Origin of the sequence: Pseudonocardia oceani (assembly GCF_019263585.2) — a bacterium.
Lineage (GTDB): Bacteria > Actinomycetota > Actinomycetes > Mycobacteriales > Pseudonocardiaceae > Pseudonocardia > Pseudonocardia oceani.
The window spans coordinates 6,391,598-6,409,291 of the sequence record NZ_JADQDF010000001.1 but is presented as its reverse complement, the minus strand read 5'-3'; the positions used below and the strand labels follow the sequence as shown (position 1 = coordinate 6,409,291).

Here is a 17,694-nt window from a genome sequence, read left to right as displayed (position 1 = left end):
CCCCGCGACGTGGAGTTCGAGCAGATCACCTACGACGTCGCCGACGGCGTGGCGACGCTGACGCTGCACCGGCCCGAGCGGCTCAACGCGTTCACCGCGCGGATGGGCGACGAGCTGCGGGAGGCCTTCGACCGCACCGACGCCGACGACGACGTGCGGGCCGTCGTCGTCACCGGGGCGGGGCGCGGGTTCTGCGCGGGCGCCGACCTCGCCGGTGGGGGCGGCACGTTCGCCTACGACCCTGCTTCCCCGGCCGACCCGGACGCCCACCGCGACGGCGGTGGCCGCCTCACCCTGCGGATCTTCGAGAGCGCCAAGCCGGTGATCGGGGCGGTCAACGGCCCGGCGGTCGGCGTCGGCGCCACGATGACGCTGCCGATGGACGTCCGCCTCGCCGCCGACACCGCCCGCTTCGGGTTCGTGTTCGCCCGGCGCGGCATCGTGCCCGAGGCCGCGTCGAGCTGGTTCCTGCCGCGGGTCGTCGGGATCAGCCGGGCCGTCGAGTGGGCGGTGACCGGGCGCGTGTTCGACGCCGCCGAGGCCCTGGACGGGCGCCTGGTCCGGTCCGTGCACGCCGCCGACGCCCTGCTGCCCGCCGCGTACGCGCTCGCCGCGGAGATCGCGGAGAACACCGCACCGGTGTCGGTGGCGCTGGCCCGGCAGACGATGTGGCGGATGCTGGGCGCCGACCACCCGATGGAGGCCCACCGCGTCGACTCGTGGGCGATGCTGTCGCGCGGCCGGTCCGCCGACGCCGCCGAGGGCGTGCAGGCGTTCCTGGACAAGCGGCCGGCGCAGTTCCCCGACCGGGTCGGCGAGGACATGCCCGAGGGCTACCCGTGGTGGCCCGACCGCCCCTGGAGCCCCCTGCAGCCGTGACGCCCGCACCCGTGAGTGGAGACGAGTGCTGCAGCACTCGTTGCCGCTCACGGCGGCGCACGTAGCATCGGGGCGTGCTGCGAGCGAAGCGGGACCAGGACCACGGCGAGGTGCGGCTGGGCGACATCGTCCTGCGCAACCGGCTGGTCACGTCGTCGAGCCTGCTGGGCTACGGGGTGGCCAACTCGCCGCTCGTGCCCTACGGCATGAGTCCGGTGTCGCTGTTCGTGCCGCTGGAGGAGTTCGGGGCGGTCACGACCCGCACGCTCACCGTGGAGCCCCGCGAGGGCCACTTCAGCACCCGCGACGACTACGCGCTCGGTGAGCTGCCCGGCCTGCTCAAGCGCTACGGGCGGGTCCTGCGCAGCACCGACGGCGGCTGGGTCAACGCGTTCGGCTGGTGCAACGTCGGCATCGACGCCTACCTGCGCGACTACTACCCCCGCACCCGTGACCAGCGCACGATCATCTCCCTCGGCGGGTTCTCCGCCGCGGAGTTCGTCACGCTCATCGACCGCGTCAACGCCGCCGTGCCGGCGGGGGACATCGCCGCCGTCGAGCTCAACGTGAGCTGCCACAACGTCAACTTCGACTTCTCGACGATCCTGCAGGACGTCCTCGACGAGGCCGTGCCGCGCAGCCACCACCCGGTGATCCTCAAGCTCTCGCCCGACTACGACTACCTGCGCAACGCGCAGCAGGCCGCGAAGGCCGGCGTCTCGGCGCTCACCGCGATCAACACGGTCAAGGCGCTGCGCCTGGACCCGCGCACCGGCGAGCCGTTCCTGTCCAACCGCTACGGCGGCCTGTCCGGGCGGGCGATCAAGCCGATCGGGCTGCGCGTCGTCTCCGAGCTCCGCGAGGCCGGGGTGACGCTGCCGATCATCGCGACGGGCGGGGTCCGCACCGCCGACGACTGCCGCGAGTACTTCTGGGCCGGCGCCGACGCCGTGAGCCTGGGCAGCGCCGTGTGGCTCGCCAGCTACCCCGGCTACGCGCTGGCGCCGCTGCGCGCGCTGGGCGTTCGGCGCGTCCTGAACGCCGTTCGGCGCTGGGAGCCGGTGCCGCGCCGCGCCGTCGCGGCCGTCTGAGCCACCATCCCCGCCACAGCGATCTTGCTCCGGAAGGAGTAGTGGCATGACCCAGGAGGCCCAGAGCGCCGCACGCGGCCCGGACGACCGGCCGCGCGCGGCCGACCGCCGCCCGCGGGTGGTGCTGTTCGACGTGTTCGAGACGATGCTGCAGGTCGACGCCCTGGGCTCCCGGTTCGTCGACGTCGGCCGCCCTGCCCACGAGTGGGAGCTGTTCTTCACCCGAACCCTGCGCGACGGGATGGCGCTGACGCTCGCCGGCTCCGCCCCGCCCTTCGGCGACGTGGCCCGCGCCGCGCTGCGCACCACCACCGGCCACACGCTGTCGGACGAGGCCCTGGACCACGTGCTCGCCGGCTTCGCCCACCTCCCGCCGCACCCCGACGTCGAGCCCGCCCTCGTGGAGCTGGCCAAGGCCAAGGTGCCCACCTATGCCTTCACCCACGGCAACCCGAAGACGGCCTGCGACGCGCTGGACCGCGCCGGCCTGCGCACCTACCTGCGCGGCGTGCACTCGGCCGAGGCCATCGGCGCGTTCAAGCCACCGCCGCGGGTCTACGACTGGGTGTGCGGCGAGGTCGAGTCCGCACCCGACCGCACCGCGCTGGTGGCCGTGCACTCCTGGGACGTCCACGGCGCCGTCCGCGCCGGCCTGGTGGGCGCGCTGGCGACCCGGCTCGAGGGCCGCGTGCCGGCGGTGGTGGAGCCGCCGCACGTCAGCGCGCCGCGCGTCGACCTCGTGGTGGACCGGCTGCTCGCCCTGCCGGCCTGACCTACCCACCCACCGCGGCCGCGGGGGAGCGCGGTACCGCGGTGTGACCCAGGTCGGCCCGCGAGCCGGCCTGCGCGCCCGCGCCGTAGCCCGAGCCGGACAGCACCGACCGCCGCGCGCGCCCCAGGTCGGGGAACGCCTCCGCCCACGCGCGGTCCACCCGCTCCCGCCGGTCGGCCAGGACGAGGGCGACCGACGGCCCGTCGACGGGCCGCCCGGCGCCGGCGTCGGCCTCGGCCCGCTCGTGGGCCTCGGTGAGCCTGCGGTGCACCTCCACGGCGAACCCGTGCAGCCACGAGCGCCGGTAGGCGGCCACGGACTCCCGGGCGTCGGGCGGGCGCAGGCGGACCAGCTGGGAAGTGGCCTGCAGCAGCAGCGACGTGTGCAGGAGCTCCGTGCGGGCCCGGTCGGACGCGTGCCCGAACACCGTGACCGCCGTGGCCTTCCCCCCGCTCGCGCCGTGCAGCACGCACCGGCAGCCGAACGCGCTCCCGACCCAGCCCAGCAGCCGCGCCTTGCCCGCGCTGTAGGGGTCGTCGACGGCGATGCGGGTGGCGCCGATCTCGTCGTCGCCCGGCCGCGCGCTCCCCAGCAGCGCCTCGTCGATCCCGTGGCGGGCCATGAGCTCCACGGCCTTGGCCGTGTAGGCGCGCGCCTCCTCCGCGGTGGCGGCGCGCTCGGCCTTGGCGAGCAGCTTGCGGACCGTGTCGAGCTTGTCGGCACCCATCGCAGGACCCCCTCGAACGCGTGTTCGTGTCGAGGACAAGGGATAGCACGCCACCCCGACAGGACGGCCGGGCCGCGCTCACGGGGTCAGCCGTTGACGGTGACGCCCCACCGGTCGAACGTGCCCTCGTCCACAATCACGCCGTCGTACACGCGCAGCTCCCACGGCCCGGCCAGCGGCTCGCCGACCAGCGGCGCGAGCGGTGAGCCCGGCGTGGCCGAGTCGAGGGTGAGCGCGATCGCCGGGCCGAGGCCCGCCTCGTACTCCGACAGCACGACGGTCCGGCCCAGCGGTGAGCGCAGCTCGATCCGCAGGTCGCTGCTGATGGCGTGGCTGACGGCGACGTCGACGGCGATCCGGTCGACCGTGCCGTACCCGCTCAGCCCGAGGACGTCGGTGGCGCCGACGTAGTCGTCGTCGTCGGGGATGGCGAGCCCGGGTGTCGCCGACGCGGTGGCCGGGGCCGCGGCGGGCGCCGGGGCGTCCGGCGCCGCGGGGTAGGCCGTGACGCCCCAGCTCGTGAGCGTGCCGGAGTCGGCCGTGACCTCATCGGACAGCGTCAGCGCCCAGTCGCCGGCGACCGGGCCGCCCAGCAGGTTGACCAGCGGCGACGCGGGGTCGGTGGTGGAGAGCGTGAGCCGCCCGCCGGTGGGCGCGCGGGGGAACACGACGGCCTGGCGGCCCGCGGGGGAGGTCAGGACGCCGGTGACCTCGGCGGGGTAGGCGTGCTGCAGGTCCAGGACGACCTCCAGGCGACCGACGCGCGCGTCGCCCCCGTCGAGGGTGATCGTGCTGGTGGCGCCGCCCGCGGTGTCGTCCGGGATCACGAGCGGCCCGGCGGACGTGCCCTGGGCCAGCGGGGTGTTCGGGTCCGGGGCGCGGTTGAGCAGGACCACCACGACGACGGCCGCCACGATCGCCACGGAGGCCACCACGGCGGTCACGATGATCCCGGTGCGCCGACCGCGGCCCGGGGACGCGGGCGGGGGACCGTAGCCGCCGGGGGCGGGGTTCCAGCCGCCCGGCTGCCCGGCGAACTGCTGAGCACCGGGGTACTGCTGCCCCGGGTACTGGGGCGCGCCGGGGTACTGGGGCGCGCCGGGGTACTGGGGCGCGCCGGGGTACTGGGGCGCGCCGGGGTACTGGGCTGCGCCGGGGTACTGCGCCGTCTCCGCGTACTGCTGGGGGGCCCCGTAGGGCTGCGGAGCCCCGTAGGGCTGGGGGCCGCCGTACGGCTGCGGCTGGTGCGGGTTCGACCAGCCGGGCTCCGGCGGGCCCTGCGGTCCGGCCCCGGGCCACTGCGCCGTCTCGGGGGCCTCACCCCGCGGCGCGGTGGACCAGCCGCCCTGGTTCCAGCCGGGGTGGGATGGTCCGTTCGGGTCGGTCATGGGGAGCCTTCCGGGGCGGCGTCTGCGTTACCGATCATCCCTCGTCACTCCACGTCAGCAGTGCACCCGGACGGGGGACAGCATGCCCTGCGCGGCCGGGACGGGTCCCGGCCCGGGCGCCACGGCTGTCGGGGGGCCGTCCTACCCTGGGTCGGCCATGCCTGATCCCGCCAGCTACCGCCCCGCCACCGGGTCGATCCCGGAGGCCCCCGGGGTCTACCGGTTCTCCGACGTCCACGGGCGCGTCATCTACGTCGGCAAGGCCAAGAGCCTGCGCCAGCGCCTCAACTCCTACTTCGCCGACCTCTCCGGGCTGCACCCGCGCACCCGCCAGATGGTCACGACCGCCGCCCACGTCCAGTGGACGGTGGTCGGCACCGAGGTCGAGGCGCTCCAGCTCGAGTACAACTGGATCAAGGAGTTCGACCCGCGGTTCAACGTCCGCTACCGCGACGACAAGACCTACCCGGTCCTCGCCGTCACGGTCGGCGAGGAGTTCCCGCGGCTGCACGTCTACCGGGGGCCGCGCCGCAAGGGCGTCCGCTACTTCGGGCCCTACGCCCACGCCTGGGCCATCCGCGAGACGCTCGACCTGCTGCTGCGCGTCTTCCCGGCCCGCACCTGCAGCGCGGGGGTGTTCAAGCGGCACGGCCAGATCGGGCGGCCCTGCCTGCTCGGCTACATCGACAAGTGCTCGGCGCCCTGCGTCGGGCGGGTCGACGCGCAGCAGCACCGCGACATCGTCGACGACTTCTGCGACTTCCTCGCCGGCCGCACCGACCACCTCGTCCGCCAGATGGAGCGGCGGATGGCGCAGGCGTCGGAGGGGCTGGAGTTCGAGCGCGCCGCCCGGCTGCGCGACGACATCGGCGCGCTCAAGCGGGCCATGGAGAAGCAGGCCGTGGTGCTGGGCGACGGCACCGACGCCGACGTCGTCGCGTTCGCCGACGACGAGCTCGAGGCCGCCGTGCAGGTCTTCCACGTGCGCGGCGGGCGGGTCCGCGGCCAGCGCGGCTGGGTGATCGACAAGGTCGAGCCCACCGACACCCCCCAGCTCGTCGAGCGCTTCCTCACCCAGTTCTACGGCGAGCAGGCCGCCCTGGCCGCCGAGACGCCGGGTGGGGGCAGCGACGACGCGCAGCAGCCCGTGCCGCGCGAGATCCTCGTGCCCGAGCTCCCCGCCGACGTCGACGCGCTCACCGACTGGCTCACCGGCCTGCGCGGCTCGCGCGTGGGCATCCGGGTGCCCCAGCGCGGCGACAAGCGGGCGCTGGCCGAGACCGTCGCCCGCAACGCCGCCGAGGCGTTCACCCAGCACAAGCTGCGCCGGGCGGGCGACCTCACGGCCCGCTCCGCCGCGCTGCAGGAGATCCAGGACGGGCTCGGCCTGGACTCGGCGCCGCTGCGCATCGAGTGCATCGACGTCTCCCACGTGCAGGGCACCGACGTCGTCGCCTCGCTGGTGGTGTTCGAGGACGGGCTGGCGAAGAAGTCCGACTACCGCCGCTTCGAGGTCAAGGACGCCGCCGAGCTGGGCGACGTCGCCTCGATCGCGGAGGTCGTGCGCCGCCGGTTCCGCCGCTACCTCGCCGAGACCGCCCCCGCGGGCCCCCGCGACGCCGCCGCCGGTAATGGTCCGGCCACTCCGCGCGAAGATCCCGACGTCGGGGCCCGTCCGGGCATCGACCCCGAGACGGGGCGCCCCCGCCGGTTCGCCTACCCGCCCAACCTCCTCGTCGTCGACGGGGCGGCGCCGCAGGCCCAGGCGGCCGCCGACGTCCTCGCGGACCTGGGCGTCACCGACGTGGCGGTGTGCGGCCTGGCCAAGCGGCTGGAGGAGGTGTGGGTGCCCGGAGAGTCCGATCCCGTGATCCTGTCCCGCACGTCCGAGGGGCTCTACCTGCTCCAGCGCGTCCGTGACGAGGCGCACCGCTTCGCGATCGCCTACCACCGGCAGAAGAGGTCCAAGGGGATGACGAGCTCCGAGCTCGACGGCGTGCCCGGCCTCGGCCCGGCCCGCCGGGGGGCGCTGCTGCGCCACTTCGGGTCGGTGCGCAAGCTCAGGGCCGCCGACGTCGACGAGATCGCCGCGCTGCCCGGCTTCGGGCCGCGCACGGCGGCCGCGGTGCTCGAGGCGCTGAACAAGGAGGGCGCGTGACCACCGACGAGGTACCGCTGCCGAACGGCGCGGGCATCGAGGTCGCGCTGGTCAGCGGCCTGTCCGGCGCCGGCCGGAGCACCGCGGCCAAGGTGCTGGAGGACCTGGGCTGGTTCGTCGTCGACAACCTGCCGCCCGAGCTGATCGCCACGATGGTCGACCTGGGGGCGCGGGCGCGCGGCGACATCACCCGCATCGCCGTCGTGATGGACGTGCGCAGCCGCGCGTTCACCGCCGACCTCGGCGCCGTCATCAAGGACCTCGACGCCCGCGGCTACCGCCCCCGCCTGCTGTTCCTGGAGGCCACCGACGCCGTGCTGGTGCGCCGGTTCGAGCAGGTCCGCCGCAGCCACCCGCTGCAGGGGGAGGGCCGGCTCGTCGACGGCATCGCCGCCGAGCGCGCGCTGCTGCGCCCGCTGCGCGAGACCGCCGACCTCGTCGTCGACACCTCCACCGTGTCGGTCCCGGCGCTGCGGGCCACCCTGGAGCGCACGTTCGGCGCCGAGTTCGCGCAGCACACGCGCGTCACGCTGGTGTCGTTCGGCTACAAGTACGGGCTGCCGATGGACTCCGACCTCGTCGTCGACGTCCGGTTCCTGCCCAACCCGTTCTGGATCCCGGAGCTGCGCGAGTTCACCGGGCGCGACGAGACCGTGCGCGACTACGTGCTGAGCCAGGAGGGCGCCGAGGAGTTCATCGACCGCTACCTGGAGCTGCTGCGCCTGGTGGGCGCCGGCTACCGGCGCGAGGGCAAGAGCTACCTCACGGTGTCGGTGGGATGCACCGGCGGCAAGCACCGCAGCGTCGCCATCAGCGAGGAGATCGCGCGGCGCCTCGCCGGCGACCAGGGCGTGTCGGTCAACGTGGCGCACCGCGACCTGGGGCGCGAGTGACGGGCCTGCGTGCCGTCGCGCTCGGCGGCGGGCACGGCCTGCACGCCACGCTGAGCGCGCTGCGCGTCCTCGCCGGGCGCGGGGTCGTCGACCCGCACGTCACGGCCGTCGTCACGGTGGCCGACGACGGTGGCTCCTCGGGCCGGCTGCGCCGCGAGCTGGGCTCGCTGCCGCCGGGGGACCTGCGGATGGCGATGGCCGCGCTCGCGTCCGACGACGTCGTCGGCGCCCGCTGGACCGCGCTCGTGCAGCACCGCTTCGGTGGCACGGGCGCGCTGGCCGGGCACGCCGTGGGCAATCTGCTCCTCGCGGGCCTCATGGACACCCTGGGCGGCCCGGTGGCCGCGCTCGACCAGCTCGGGGCGCTGCTGGGCGTGCGCGGGCGCGTGCTGCCGATGAGCTGCGAGCCGCTCGACATCGAGGCGGAGGTGAGCGGGCTGGGCAGCGACGGCCCGCACCGCATCCGCGGGCAGGTCGCCGTCGCCTCGACGCCCGGGCGCGTGCGCCGCGTCTGGCTGCAGCCCGAGCGGCCCACCGCGTGCCCGGAGGCCGTCGCCGCCGTCCGCGACGCCGACGTCCTGATCCTCGGTCCGGGCTCCTGGTTCACCAGCGTGCTGCCCCACCTGCTGGTTCCCGGTCTGTGCGACGCCGTGCTCGACAGCTCGGCCCGCCGGATCCTGGTGCTCAACCTCGCTCCCGAGCCCGGGGAGACCGCCGGGTTCTCGCCCGAGAGGCACCTGGCCGTACTCTCCGAGCACGCACCGGCACTCAGGGTGGACGCGGTGATCGCCGACGTCGACGCGGTACCGGTGCCCGATCGGCTCCACCGGGCGGCGTCGCCGATGCTGTCGCCCGGCGGCCGGGTCCAGCTGGCCCCGGTCGCGGCCGACCCCACCGTGCCGCGCCACGACCCGGTGGCGCTGGCCGACGCACTGGGTGCGGCCGTGTCGCCGGTCAGTCCCTTCCCGTCCCCCGGAGGTCCGTGACATGGCGATGACCGCAGCGGTCAAGGACGAGCTGAGCAGGCTCGTCGTCACCAAGCCCTGCTGCCGGCGCTCCGAGGTGGCGGCGCTGCTGCGGTTCGCGGGCGGCCTGCACATCGTCGGCGGACGCGTCGTCATCGAGGCGGAGGTCGACACCGGCTCCGTCGCGCGCCGGCTGCGCCGCGACATCCACGAGCTGTACGGGCACACCTGCGAGGCGCACGTGATCTCGCCGGGCGGCCTGCGCCGGGGCGCCCGCTACGTCATGCGGGTCGTGCGCGACGGCGAGGGGCTCGCCCGCCAGACCGGACTGCTCGACGCCCGCGGACGCCCGGTCCGCGGCCTGCCGCCGCCCGTCGTGTCCGGCGGGGTGTGCGACGCCGAGGCGGCCTGGCGCGGGGCGTTCCTCGCGCACGGCTCGCTCACCGAGCCGGGCCGCAGCTCGTCGCTGGAGGTCACCTGCCCCGGGCCGGAGGCCGCGCTCGCCCTGGTCGGGGCGGCGCGCCGGCTCGGCGTCACGGCGAAGGCGCGCGAGGTCCGCGGGGCCGACCGCGTGGTCGTCCGCGACGGCGACGCCATCTCCGCTCTGCTCACGCGCATGGGCGCGCACGAGTGCGTCATGGCGTGGGAGGAGCGGCGGATGCGCCGCGAGGTGCGGGCCACGGCCAACCGCCTCGCCAACTTCGACGACGCCAACCTGCGCCGCTCGGCCCGCGCCGCGGTGGCCGCGGCCGCGCGCGTCGCCCGGGCCCTGGAGATCCTCGGCGACGACGTGCCCAAGCACCTGCTGGCCGCGGGCCGGCTGCGCGCCGAGCACACCCAGGCGTCGCTGGAGGAGCTCGGCCAGCTCGCCGACCCCCCGATGACCAAGGACGCGGTGGCCGGGCGGATCCGGCGGCTGCTGCACATGGCCGACAAGCGGGCGGCCGACCTGGGCATCCCCGACACCGACTCCGCCGTCACCCCGGACATGCTCGACGAGAGCTGAGCCCGGGTCGGGGGCTTGCGCACCTCGTGGCGTCCGCGCACCGCGGGACGTGCGCAGACTGCCGGCAGCTGCGCAGTTCGGGGGGCGGACCCGTCGGCCGCCGCCCCTACAGCCGCCCGCCCGCCGTGTCCGACGCCAGCGCCGCCCGCCCGGCCTCCAGCCGCGCCACCGGCACCCGGAACGCCGAGCACGACACGTAGTCGAGCCCGGCGTCGTGGAAGAAGTGCACCGACTCGGGGTCGCCGCCGTGCTCGCCGCAGATGCCGAGCTTGATGTCGGGCCGGACCTCGCGCCCGGCCTGCACGGCCATCCGGATCAGCGCGCCGACGCCGTCGCGGTCGAGCGACTCGAACGGCGAGACGGTGAACACGCCCTTGTCGAGGTAGGTCGCGAAGATCGAGGCCTCGACGTCGTCGCGGGAGAAGCCCCACGTCGTCTGCGTGAGGTCGTTGGTGCCGAAGGAGAAGAACTCGGCGGCCTCGGCGATCCGGCGGGCGGTGAGCGCGGCCCGGGGGAGCTCGATCATCGTGCCGATCGGGATGTGCGGCGCCCCGCCCGCCGCGGCGGCGACCTGGGCGAGCACCCCGTCCATCTCATCGCGGATCAGGTGCAGCTCCATGACCGACCCGACCAGCGGCACCATGATCTCGACCAGCGGCCGCCCGCCCGCCGCGGCCCGTTCCGCCGCGGCCTCGGCGATCGCGCGGACCTGCATCGCGAACAGGCCCGGCACGCTCAGGCCCAGGCGCACCCCGCGGAGCCCGAGCATCGGGTTCGACTCGTGCAGCCGGTCGACCGCCGACAGCAGGGTGACGTCGGCGGCGACGTCGGGCTCGTCACCGCGCCCGGTGGCCTGCGCGACCGCGACGCGCACGGCCAGCTCCGTGCGGTCGGGCAGGAACTCGTGCAGGGGCGGGTCGAGCAGCCGGATCGTGGTCGGCAGGCCGTCCATCGCCTCCAGCAACGCCACGAAGTCGGCGCGCTGCAGCGGCAGCAGCTCGGCGAGCGCGGCGTCGCGGGCGCCGGGTCCGTCGGCCAGGATGAGCCGCTCGATCAGCACCCGCCGCTCGCCCAGGAACATGTGCTCGGTGCGGCAGAGCCCGATGCCCTCGGCGCCCATGTCGCGGGCGCGGGTGGCGTCCTCGGCGGTGTCGGCGTTGGCGCGCACCCGCAGGACGCGGGCCTGGTCGGCGTGGCGCAGCAGGCGGTCGACGCTGCGCACCAGCTCGCCGGTCTGCTCGTCGGCCACGGCCAGCGCGGCGTCGAGCCCCTGCTCCAGGTAGATCACCACCGGCGACGCGACGACGGGCAGCTCGCCCGCGAACACCTCCCCGGTGGAGCCGTCGATGGAGAGCACCTCGCCCTCGGCGACCCGGGTGCCGTTGACGCTCAGCGTGCGGCCCGCCGCGTCGACCTCGATCTCCTCCGCACCGCACACGCAGGTGCGCCCCATCCCGCGGGCGACGACGGCGGCGTGCGAGGTCTTCCCGCCGCGGCTGGTCAGCACCCCGGTGGCGGCGATCATGCCCTCGAGGTCGTCGGGGTTCGTCTCCCGGCGCACCAGCACCACCGGTTCGCCCCGCGCCGCCCACGCCACGGCGGTGGCGGAGTCGAACACGACCTTCCCGACGGCGGCGCCGGGGGAGGCGGCCATGCCGCGGGTGAGCAGCACGCGCTCGGCGTCGACGTCGAACTGGGGGAACATCAGCTGCGCGAGCTGGTGGCCGGTGACGCGGGCCAGCGCCTCGTCGCTGGTGATCAGGCGCTCGTCGACGAGTTGCGTGGCGATCCGGAACGCCGCGGCCGCGGTGCGCTTGCCCACGCGCGTCTGCAGCATCCACAGCTTGCCGCGCTCGACGGTGAACTCGATGTCGCACAGGTCGCGGTAGTGGGTCTCCAGGCGCCGCATGATCCGCGTCAGCTCGGCGTGCGAGGACGGGTCGAGCGCGGCGAAGTCCTCGAGCGTGAGGGTGTTGCGGATGCCGGCGACGACGTCCTCGCCCTGCGCGTTGGACAGGTAGTCGCCGTACACGCCGGGCTGGCCGCTGGCGGGGTCGCGGGTGAAGCACACGCCGGTACCCGAGGTCTCGCCCAGGTTGCCGAACACCATCGCGCAGATGTTCACCGCGGTGCCCAGGTCGTGCTGGATGCGCTCGCGGCGGCGGTAGAGCCGCGCGCGGTCGGTGTTCCAGGAGTTGAACACCGCGCGCATCGCGAGGTCGAGCTGCTCGCGGGGGTCCTGCGGGAACTCGCGGCCGGTGGCGTCCTGGACGATGTGCTTGAACTCCTCCACCAGCTCGATCAGTGCCGACACCGGGATCTCGACGTCGGTGGCCACGCCCGCGCGCGCCTTGGTGGCGTCGAGCTCGTGCTCGAAGCGCTCCGCGGGGATGTCGAGGACCGTGCGGCCGAACATCTGGATCAGCCGGCGGTAGGAGTCCCACGCGAAGCGCTCGTCCTTCGCGGCCTCGGCCAGCCCCTTCACCGAGTAGTCGTTGAGCCCGACGTTGAGGACGGTCTCCATCATCCCGGGCATGGAGTGCTTGGCGCCCGAGCGCACCGACACCAGCAGCGGGTCGACGACGTCGCCCAGGCGCCGGCCCAGGTCGTTCTCCAGCCGGCGCAGCGCCATCGTGATCTGCACGCGCAGCGACTGGGGCTCCTCACCGCGCTCGAGGTAGTAGCGGCAGGCCTCGGTGGTGACGGTGAACCCGGGCGGCACGGGCAGGCCCAGCTTCGTCATCTCGGCGAGGTTGGCGCCCTTGCCGCCGAGCAGGTCGACCTGCGTGCGGTCGCCCTCGGCGAAGTCGAAGACGAGCTGCGCCCGCTCGGGACGCACCCGCCCCGCCCCTGTCCCGCTCGTTCGCTGATCCACCGGCACGACGCCTCCCGCAGGTCGACGCCGGTGATCCAGCGCACATCCGGAAGACGCTACGTGTGACCTGCGCCGGTGATCAATGGTCCGGACGGACCGGTCACACGCGTCCACGCGCGCGTCCGGCCAGGCCGGACCCAGGTGTATCGATTCCGAACCGGGCGTGTCGGCGCAGGTCCGCGGACGCTAGGGTCGTGGGGTCAGAACTGACGAGTCGAGGAGGCACGGCGTGACGGTGCGCGTAGGCGTGAACGGGTTCGGACGGATCGGGCGCAACTTCTGGCGTGCGGTGGACGCCCAGCGCAAGGCCGGCACCAGCGACATCGAGATCGTGGCGGTGAACGACATCACCGACAACGCCACCCTGGCCCACCTGCTCAAGTACGACTCGATCCTGGGGCGCCTGCCCTACAGCGTCTCGTCCTCCGACGACGAGATCGTCGTCGACGGCAAGGGGTTCAAGGGCCTGGCGGTCCGCGACCCCGCCGAGCTGCCCTGGAAGGACCTCGGCGTCGACGTCGTGGTCGAGTCCACCGGCCTGTTCACCAAGCGCGAGGCCGCCGCGAAGCACCTCGACGCGGGCGCCAAGAAGGTCGTCATCTCCGCGCCGGCCACCGGTGAGGACCTCACGGTCGTCAAGGGCGTCAACGACGGCGACTACGACGGCAGCCAGACCATCGTCTCCAACGCCTCGTGCACCACCAACTGCCTGGCGCCGATGGCGAAGGTGCTCGACGACCTGGTGGGCATCGAGAAGGGTCTGATGACCACGATCCACGCCTACACCCAGGACCAGAACCTGCAGGACGGGCCGCACAAGGACCTGCGCCGCGCCCGCGCCGCCGCGCTGAACATCGTGCCGACCTCCACCGGCGCCGCGAAGGCGATCTCGCTCGTGCTGCCGCACCTCAAGGGCAAGCTCGACGGCTACGCGCTGCGGGTGCCGATCCCCACGGGCTCGGCCACCGACCTCACCGCCACCGTCGGCCGCGAGACCACCGCCGAGGAGGTCAACGCCGCGATGAAGGCCGCGGCCGAGGGCCCGCTCAAGGGGATCCTGCTCTACACCGAGGACCCGATCGTCTCCTCCGACATCGTCACCGACCCGCACTCCTGCATCTTCGACGCGGGCCTGACCAAGGTCATCGGCAACCAGGTCAAGATCGTCGGCTGGTACGACAACGAGTGGGGCTACTCCAACCGCCTCGTCGACATCACGGCGCTGGTGGCCTCGAAGCTGTGAGGACTCTCGACGACCTCATCGACGAGGGCGTCGAGGGCCGCACGGTCCTCGTGCGCTCCGACCTCAACGTCCCCCTCGACGACAGCGGCGAGATCACCGACGACGGCCGCATCCGGGCCTCGGCGCCGACGATCTCGGAGCTGTCCGGGGCCGGCGCGATGGTGATCATCGTGGCGCACCTCGGGCGGCCGAAGGGCGGCGCCGACCCGGCTCTGTCCCTCGCCCCCGCCGCGGCCCGCCTCGGCGAGCTGCTGGGCGCGCCCGTGCGGCTGATCAGCGCGAAGCACTGGGACGCGGGCAAGGGCGACCTCGGCATGGCCGCGGGCGACGTCGTCATGCTGGAGAACATCCGGTTCGACCCGCGCGAGACCTCGAAGAACGACGACGAGCGCGCGGCCCTGGCCGACGAGCTGGTCGCGCTCACCGACGCCGGTGATCACCCTCTGGGAGGAGCGTTCGTCTCCGACGGCTTCGGCGTCGTGCACCGCAAGCAGGCATCGGTCTACGACGTCGCGCAGGACCTCCCGGCCTACGCCGGCGGGCTCGTGCTGTCCGAGGTCGAGGTGCTCCGCACCCTCACCGAGTCGCCCGCCCGGCCGTACGCGGTCGTGCTGGGCGGGTCGAAGGTCTCCGACAAGCTCGCCGTGATCGAGGCGCTGCTGCCCAAGGTCGACGCGCTGCTCGTCGGCGGGGGGATGTGCTTCACGTTCCTCGCGGCGCAGGGCTACGGCGTCGGCGACTCGCTGCTCGAGCGCGAGCAGATCGGATCGTGCCGGTCACTGCTCGAGTCGGGCAAGATCATCCTGCCGACCGACGTGGTCGTGGCCGACGACTTCTCGGCCGACGCGAAGACGCAGGTCGTCGCGGCCGACGCGATCCCCGACGGGTGGAAGGGCCTCGACATCGGGCCCGAGTCCGTCGCGGCGTTCGCCGAGGTGCTCTCCGGCGCGGCCACCGTGTTCTGGAACGGGCCGATGGGCGTGTTCGAGCTCGCGCCGTTCGCCGAGGGCACCCGCGGGGTCGCGCAGGCGATCGTCGACGCCGGCGCGTTCAGCGTCGTCGGCGGCGGCGACTCCGCCGCGGCGGTGCGCGCGCTGGGCCTGCCCGAGGACGGGTTCGGCCACATCTCGACCGGCGGCGGCGCGTCGCTGGAGTACCTGGAGGGCAAGACCCTCCCCGGCATCGCGGTACTGGAGCAGTAGATGGCGCGCAAGCCGCTGATCGCCGGCAACTGGAAGATGAACCTCAACCACCTCGAGGCGCTGGCGCTGGTGCAGAAGGTGGCGTTCGCGCTGCCGGAGAAGTACTACGACCGCGTCGAGGTGGCGGTGCTGCCGCCGTTCACCGACATCCGCTCGGTGCAGACGCTCATCGACGGCGACAAGCTCAAGCTCGTCCACGGCGCGCAGGACCTGTCGCCGCACGACTCGGGCGCCTACACCGGCGACGTCTCGGCGCTCATGCTCGCCAAGCTCGGCTGCCGCTACGTCACCGTCGGGCACTCGGAGCGGCGCGAGATCCACGGCGAGGACGACGCCGAGGTCAACGCCAAGGTCCGGCAGGCCCTCAAGCACGGGATCGTCCCGATCCTGTGCGTCGGTGAGGGGCTGCCGGTGCGCGAGGCGGGGGAGCACGTCGCCCACACGACGGGCCAGCTCCTCGCGGGGCTGGAGAAGGTCGACGCGGAGCAGGCGGCGACCCTGGTCGTCGCCTACGAGCCGGTGTGGGCCATCGGCACCGGCCGGGTCGCGAGCGCGGCCGACGCGCAGGAGGTCTGCGCCGCGCTGCGGGCCGCGTTGAGCGAGAAGTACGGCGCGGAGGTCGCCGCGGGGATCCGCGTGCTCTACGGCGGGTCGGTCAAGGCCAAGAACGTCGGCGAGATCGTGGCCGAGGCCGACGTCGACGGCGCTCTGGTGGGCGGCGCGAGCCTCGACGCCGACGAGTTCGCCCAGCTCTGCGCCATCGCCGCCGGCGGGCCGCTGCCCTAGTCCGCTCCGGTACGGACCACGGGCCCTGCATCCGGGGCCCGTGGCCATCCGGGTAGTCTCGATCGCGGCTGTTCGCGACGTGAAGAGGATGGGATGAGGATCGCTCTCCAGATCGTGCTGATCGTCTCCAGCGTTCTGCTGGTGACGTTCATCCTGTTCCAGCGGGGCAAGGGCGGTGGTCTGTCCAGCCTCTTCGGTGGCGGCGTCCAGTCGAGCCTGTCCGGCTCGACCATGGCGGACAAGAACATCCAGCGCATCACGCTGTTCACGGGGTTGATCTGGGTGATCGCCATCGTGGGCACGGGCCTGCTGGTGAAGGTCGGGGTCTGAGGAGATGGCGATGTCCGGTGGCAACGCGATCAGGGGCACCCGCGTGGGTGCCGGTCCGATGGGCGAGTCCGAGCGCGGCGAGACCGCGCCGCGCGCGCACATCCCCTACTACTGCGCCAACGGGCACGTGACGACGCCGTCGTTCGCGTCCGAGGCCGAGATCCCCGACTCGTGGGACTGCCCGCGCTGTGGGCTCCCCGCCGGGCGCGACGGGCAGAACCCGCCCGCCGCCCCGCGCACCGAGCCGTACAAGACGCACCTGGCGTATGTGAAGGAGCGGCGCTCCGACGCCGACGGCGCGGCCATCCTCGACGAGGCACTGGGCCGGCTCCGCGCCTCGCGCGAGCTGTAGCCCGCGCGGGTCACCGCCCGGCCCGGCCTAGCGGCCGAGCAGCGCGAGCTGCTCGGCCAGCGCGGTGCTCAGCTGCGCGGCCGTGGTGCCGTCGGGCACGGTGGCGACCGCGAGCGTCACGAGCTCGCTCCCGCGGTCGGCCGCGGCGAACACCCCGCCGCCCTCGAGCCGGCACACGAACCCGGTGGCCGCGGGCGTGCGGCTGCCGGCGGCGCAGAGCGCCGCGACGTCGTCGAGCGCGCCCGAGGGCCGCGGGGCGACGTCGACGGCCGCGAACTCCGCGCCCGTGCCGCCCGCCGGGTCGTAGACGCAGCGCGCGTCGCCCGCCGTCGTCGCGTCGGGCGTCCAGGCCAGCCCGGTGGCGGCCTGCAGCGCGCCCGTGTCGAGCAGGCAGGCCGCCGGGGGAGCGGGCGGCTCGGTGGTGGCGGGCGGCGCGTCCGGCACCGGGGCGGCCGAGCAGCCCGTGACGACCGGTCCGGCCAGCCCGACCAGCCCGACCAGCGCGGCGCCGGCCAGGGCGGTCCTCATCGGGGCAGGGCCGCCTCGATGGCCGCGACGACCTCGTCGGAGCCGGGCTCGGTGCGCGGGCGGAAGCGGCGCAGCACCGTGCCGTCGGTGCCCACGAGGAACTTCTCGAAGTTCCACTGCACGTCGCCGTCGGCCCCGGCGTCGTCGGCGACGGTGGTGAGCGCGGCGTAGAGCGGGTGGCGGCCGGGACCGTTGACGTCGACCTTCTCGGTCAGCGGGAAGCTCACCCCGTAGGTCGCCGAGCAGAACGTGGCGATCTCCCCGGCGGAGCCCGGCTCCTGCCCGCCGAACTGGTTGCACGGCACGCCGAGCACCGTGAACCCGCGGTCGGCGTAGCGCTCCTGGAGCTGCTCCAGCGCCGTGTACTGGGGGGTCAGGCCGCACTTCGAGGCGACGTTGACGACGAGCACCGCGCGCCCGTCGAGCGGGGGCAGCGCGGAGCCGTCGAGGGCGGTGATCGGCGCGTCGGACAGTGCGGGAAGGGCGGGCTGGGCCATGT

The 17,694-nt window shown here is 74.4% G+C and carries 17 protein-coding genes; 12 read left to right on the top strand and 5 right to left on the bottom strand.

Annotation, left to right across the window (positions count from 1 at the left end; genetic code table 11):
- The first annotated feature begins 9 nt into the window (after window positions 1-9).
- The 3 genes from I4I82_RS32090 (at window position 10) to I4I82_RS32080 (ending at window position 2,742) form a co-directional block, all read left to right on the top strand.
- The gene (locus I4I82_RS32090; RefSeq protein WP_218596346.1) at window positions 10-879 is read left to right on the top strand and encodes a crotonase/enoyl-CoA hydratase family protein; all 870 of its coding nucleotides are present in this window, start codon (window positions 10-12) and stop codon (window positions 877-879) included.
- Between the two features lie 74 nt (window positions 880-953).
- Window positions 954-1,970 (top strand): beta/alpha barrel domain-containing protein, encoded by a 1,017-nt coding sequence (locus tag I4I82_RS32085; protein WP_218594357.1) that lies wholly within the window; start codon window positions 954-956, stop codon window positions 1,968-1,970.
- Window positions 1,971-2,016: 46 nt separating this feature from the next.
- Window positions 2,017-2,742 (top strand): HAD-IA family hydrolase, encoded by a 726-nt coding sequence (locus tag I4I82_RS32080; RefSeq protein WP_218594356.1) that lies wholly within the window; start codon window positions 2,017-2,019, stop codon window positions 2,740-2,742.
- Between the two features lies 1 nt (window position 2,743).
- On the opposite strand, the gene I4I82_RS32075 is transcribed toward I4I82_RS32080, so the two are convergent.
- Window positions 2,744-3,469, bottom strand: a complete 726-nt coding sequence (locus I4I82_RS32075) for a DUF2786 domain-containing protein (protein ID WP_218594355.1) — start codon at window positions 3,467-3,469, stop codon at window positions 2,744-2,746.
- Between the two features lie 86 nt (window positions 3,470-3,555).
- Entirely contained in the window at window positions 3,556-4,857 is a 1,302-nt protein-coding gene (locus I4I82_RS32070; protein WP_218596345.1) for a proprotein convertase P-domain-containing protein, read from the bottom strand.
- A 157-nt stretch (window positions 4,858-5,014) separates the two neighbouring features.
- Here I4I82_RS32070 and uvrC point away from each other — a divergent pair, with 157 nt between their 5' ends.
- The 4 genes from uvrC to whiA are packed head-to-tail and all read left to right on the top strand — an operon-like array spanning window position 5,015 to window position 9,879.
- The gene (gene uvrC / locus I4I82_RS32065) at window positions 5,015-7,015 is read left to right on the top strand and encodes an excinuclease ABC subunit UvrC (protein WP_218591645.1); all 2,001 of its coding nucleotides are present in this window, start codon (window positions 5,015-5,017) and stop codon (window positions 7,013-7,015) included.
- Window positions 7,012-7,908 carry an RNase adapter RapZ gene (gene rapZ, locus I4I82_RS32060; protein WP_218591646.1) on the top strand — a complete coding sequence of 299 codons (897 nt, stop codon included), beginning with the start codon at window positions 7,012-7,014 and terminating at the stop codon, window positions 7,906-7,908. Before uvrC ends, rapZ begins: the two co-directional genes overlap by 4 nt.
- A gap of 5 nt (window positions 7,909-7,913) precedes the next feature.
- Entirely contained in the window at window positions 7,914-8,894 is a 981-nt protein-coding gene (locus I4I82_RS32055) for a gluconeogenesis factor YvcK family protein (RefSeq protein ID WP_225922642.1), read from the top strand.
- A gap of 1 nt (window position 8,895) precedes the next feature.
- Window positions 8,896-9,879 (top strand): DNA-binding protein WhiA, encoded by a 984-nt coding sequence (whiA, locus tag I4I82_RS32050; protein WP_172162259.1) that lies wholly within the window; start codon window positions 8,896-8,898, stop codon window positions 9,877-9,879.
- Window positions 9,880-9,985: 106 nt separating this feature from the next.
- Here the strand turns inward: whiA and ppdK are convergent, their stop codons facing one another.
- Window positions 9,986-12,754: a pyruvate, phosphate dikinase gene (gene ppdK / locus I4I82_RS32045; RefSeq protein WP_226370376.1), complete on the bottom strand. Its 2,769-nt coding sequence runs from the start codon at window positions 12,752-12,754 to the stop codon at window positions 9,986-9,988.
- Window positions 12,755-12,983: 229 nt separating this feature from the next.
- Here ppdK and gap point away from each other — a divergent pair, with 229 nt between their 5' ends.
- The 5 genes from gap to I4I82_RS32020 all read left to right on the top strand — a co-directional run bounded on the left by gap (window position 12,984) and on the right by I4I82_RS32020 (window position 16,667).
- The gene (gene gap, locus I4I82_RS32040) at window positions 12,984-13,997 is read left to right on the top strand and encodes a type I glyceraldehyde-3-phosphate dehydrogenase (protein WP_218591648.1); all 1,014 of its coding nucleotides are present in this window, start codon (window positions 12,984-12,986) and stop codon (window positions 13,995-13,997) included.
- Window positions 13,994-15,199 carry a phosphoglycerate kinase gene (locus I4I82_RS32035; RefSeq protein WP_218591649.1) on the top strand — a complete coding sequence of 402 codons (1,206 nt, stop codon included), beginning with the start codon at window positions 13,994-13,996 and terminating at the stop codon, window positions 15,197-15,199. Before gap ends, I4I82_RS32035 begins: the two co-directional genes overlap by 4 nt.
- Window positions 15,200-15,985, top strand: a complete 786-nt coding sequence (tpiA, locus tag I4I82_RS32030) for a triose-phosphate isomerase (protein WP_218591650.1) — start codon at window positions 15,200-15,202, stop codon at window positions 15,983-15,985.
- Between the two features lie 93 nt (window positions 15,986-16,078).
- On the top strand, window positions 16,079-16,315 hold the full coding sequence (secG, locus tag I4I82_RS32025; protein WP_141276232.1) for a preprotein translocase subunit SecG: 237 nt from the start codon (window positions 16,079-16,081) through the stop codon (window positions 16,313-16,315).
- Between the two features lie 10 nt (window positions 16,316-16,325).
- The gene (locus tag I4I82_RS32020; RefSeq protein ID WP_218591651.1) at window positions 16,326-16,667 is read left to right on the top strand and encodes an RNA polymerase-binding protein RbpA; all 342 of its coding nucleotides are present in this window, start codon (window positions 16,326-16,328) and stop codon (window positions 16,665-16,667) included.
- Window positions 16,668-16,694: 27 nt separating this feature from the next.
- Here the strand turns inward: I4I82_RS32020 and I4I82_RS32015 are convergent, their stop codons facing one another.
- Together I4I82_RS32015 and I4I82_RS32010 are read right to left on the bottom strand one after the other, a co-directional pair.
- Window positions 16,695-17,195, bottom strand: coding sequence for a hypothetical protein (locus tag I4I82_RS32015; RefSeq protein WP_218591652.1), 501 nt, complete (start codon window positions 17,193-17,195; stop codon window positions 16,695-16,697).
- Complete coding sequence (locus I4I82_RS32010) at window positions 17,192-17,692, bottom strand: glutathione peroxidase (protein WP_218591653.1); 501 nt, start codon at window positions 17,690-17,692, stop codon at window positions 17,192-17,194. Before I4I82_RS32010 ends, I4I82_RS32015 begins: the two co-directional genes overlap by 4 nt.
- Between the last annotated feature and the right edge of the window lie 2 nt (window positions 17,693-17,694).

Bases quoted from the DNA above. Each gene is read 5' to 3' on its own strand.
- secG (WP_141276232.1), top strand. From the start codon at position 16,079: ATGAGGATCGCTCTCCAGATCGTGCTGATCGTCTCCAGCGTTCTGCTG.
- I4I82_RS32075 (WP_218594355.1), bottom strand. From the start codon at position 3,469: ATGGGTGCCGACAAGCTCGACACGGTCCGCAAGCTGCTCGCCAAGGCC.
- I4I82_RS32080 (WP_218594356.1), top strand. From the start codon at position 2,017: ATGACCCAGGAGGCCCAGAGCGCCGCACGCGGCCCGGACGACCGGCCG.
- I4I82_RS32020 (WP_218591651.1), top strand. From the start codon at position 16,326: ATGTCCGGTGGCAACGCGATCAGGGGCACCCGCGTGGGTGCCGGTCCG.
- uvrC (WP_218591645.1), top strand. From the start codon at position 5,015: ATGCCTGATCCCGCCAGCTACCGCCCCGCCACCGGGTCGATCCCGGAG.
- whiA (WP_172162259.1), top strand. From the start codon at position 8,896: ATGGCGATGACCGCAGCGGTCAAGGACGAGCTGAGCAGGCTCGTCGTC.
- I4I82_RS32015 (WP_218591652.1), bottom strand. From the start codon at position 17,195: ATGAGGACCGCCCTGGCCGGCGCCGCGCTGGTCGGGCTGGTCGGGCTG.
- tpiA (WP_218591650.1), top strand. From the start codon at position 15,200: ATGGCGCGCAAGCCGCTGATCGCCGGCAACTGGAAGATGAACCTCAAC.
- I4I82_RS32070 (WP_218596345.1), bottom strand. From the start codon at position 4,857: ATGACCGACCCGAACGGACCATCCCACCCCGGCTGGAACCAGGGCGGC.
- I4I82_RS32010 (WP_218591653.1), bottom strand. From the start codon at position 17,692: ATGGCCCAGCCCGCCCTTCCCGCACTGTCCGACGCGCCGATCACCGCC.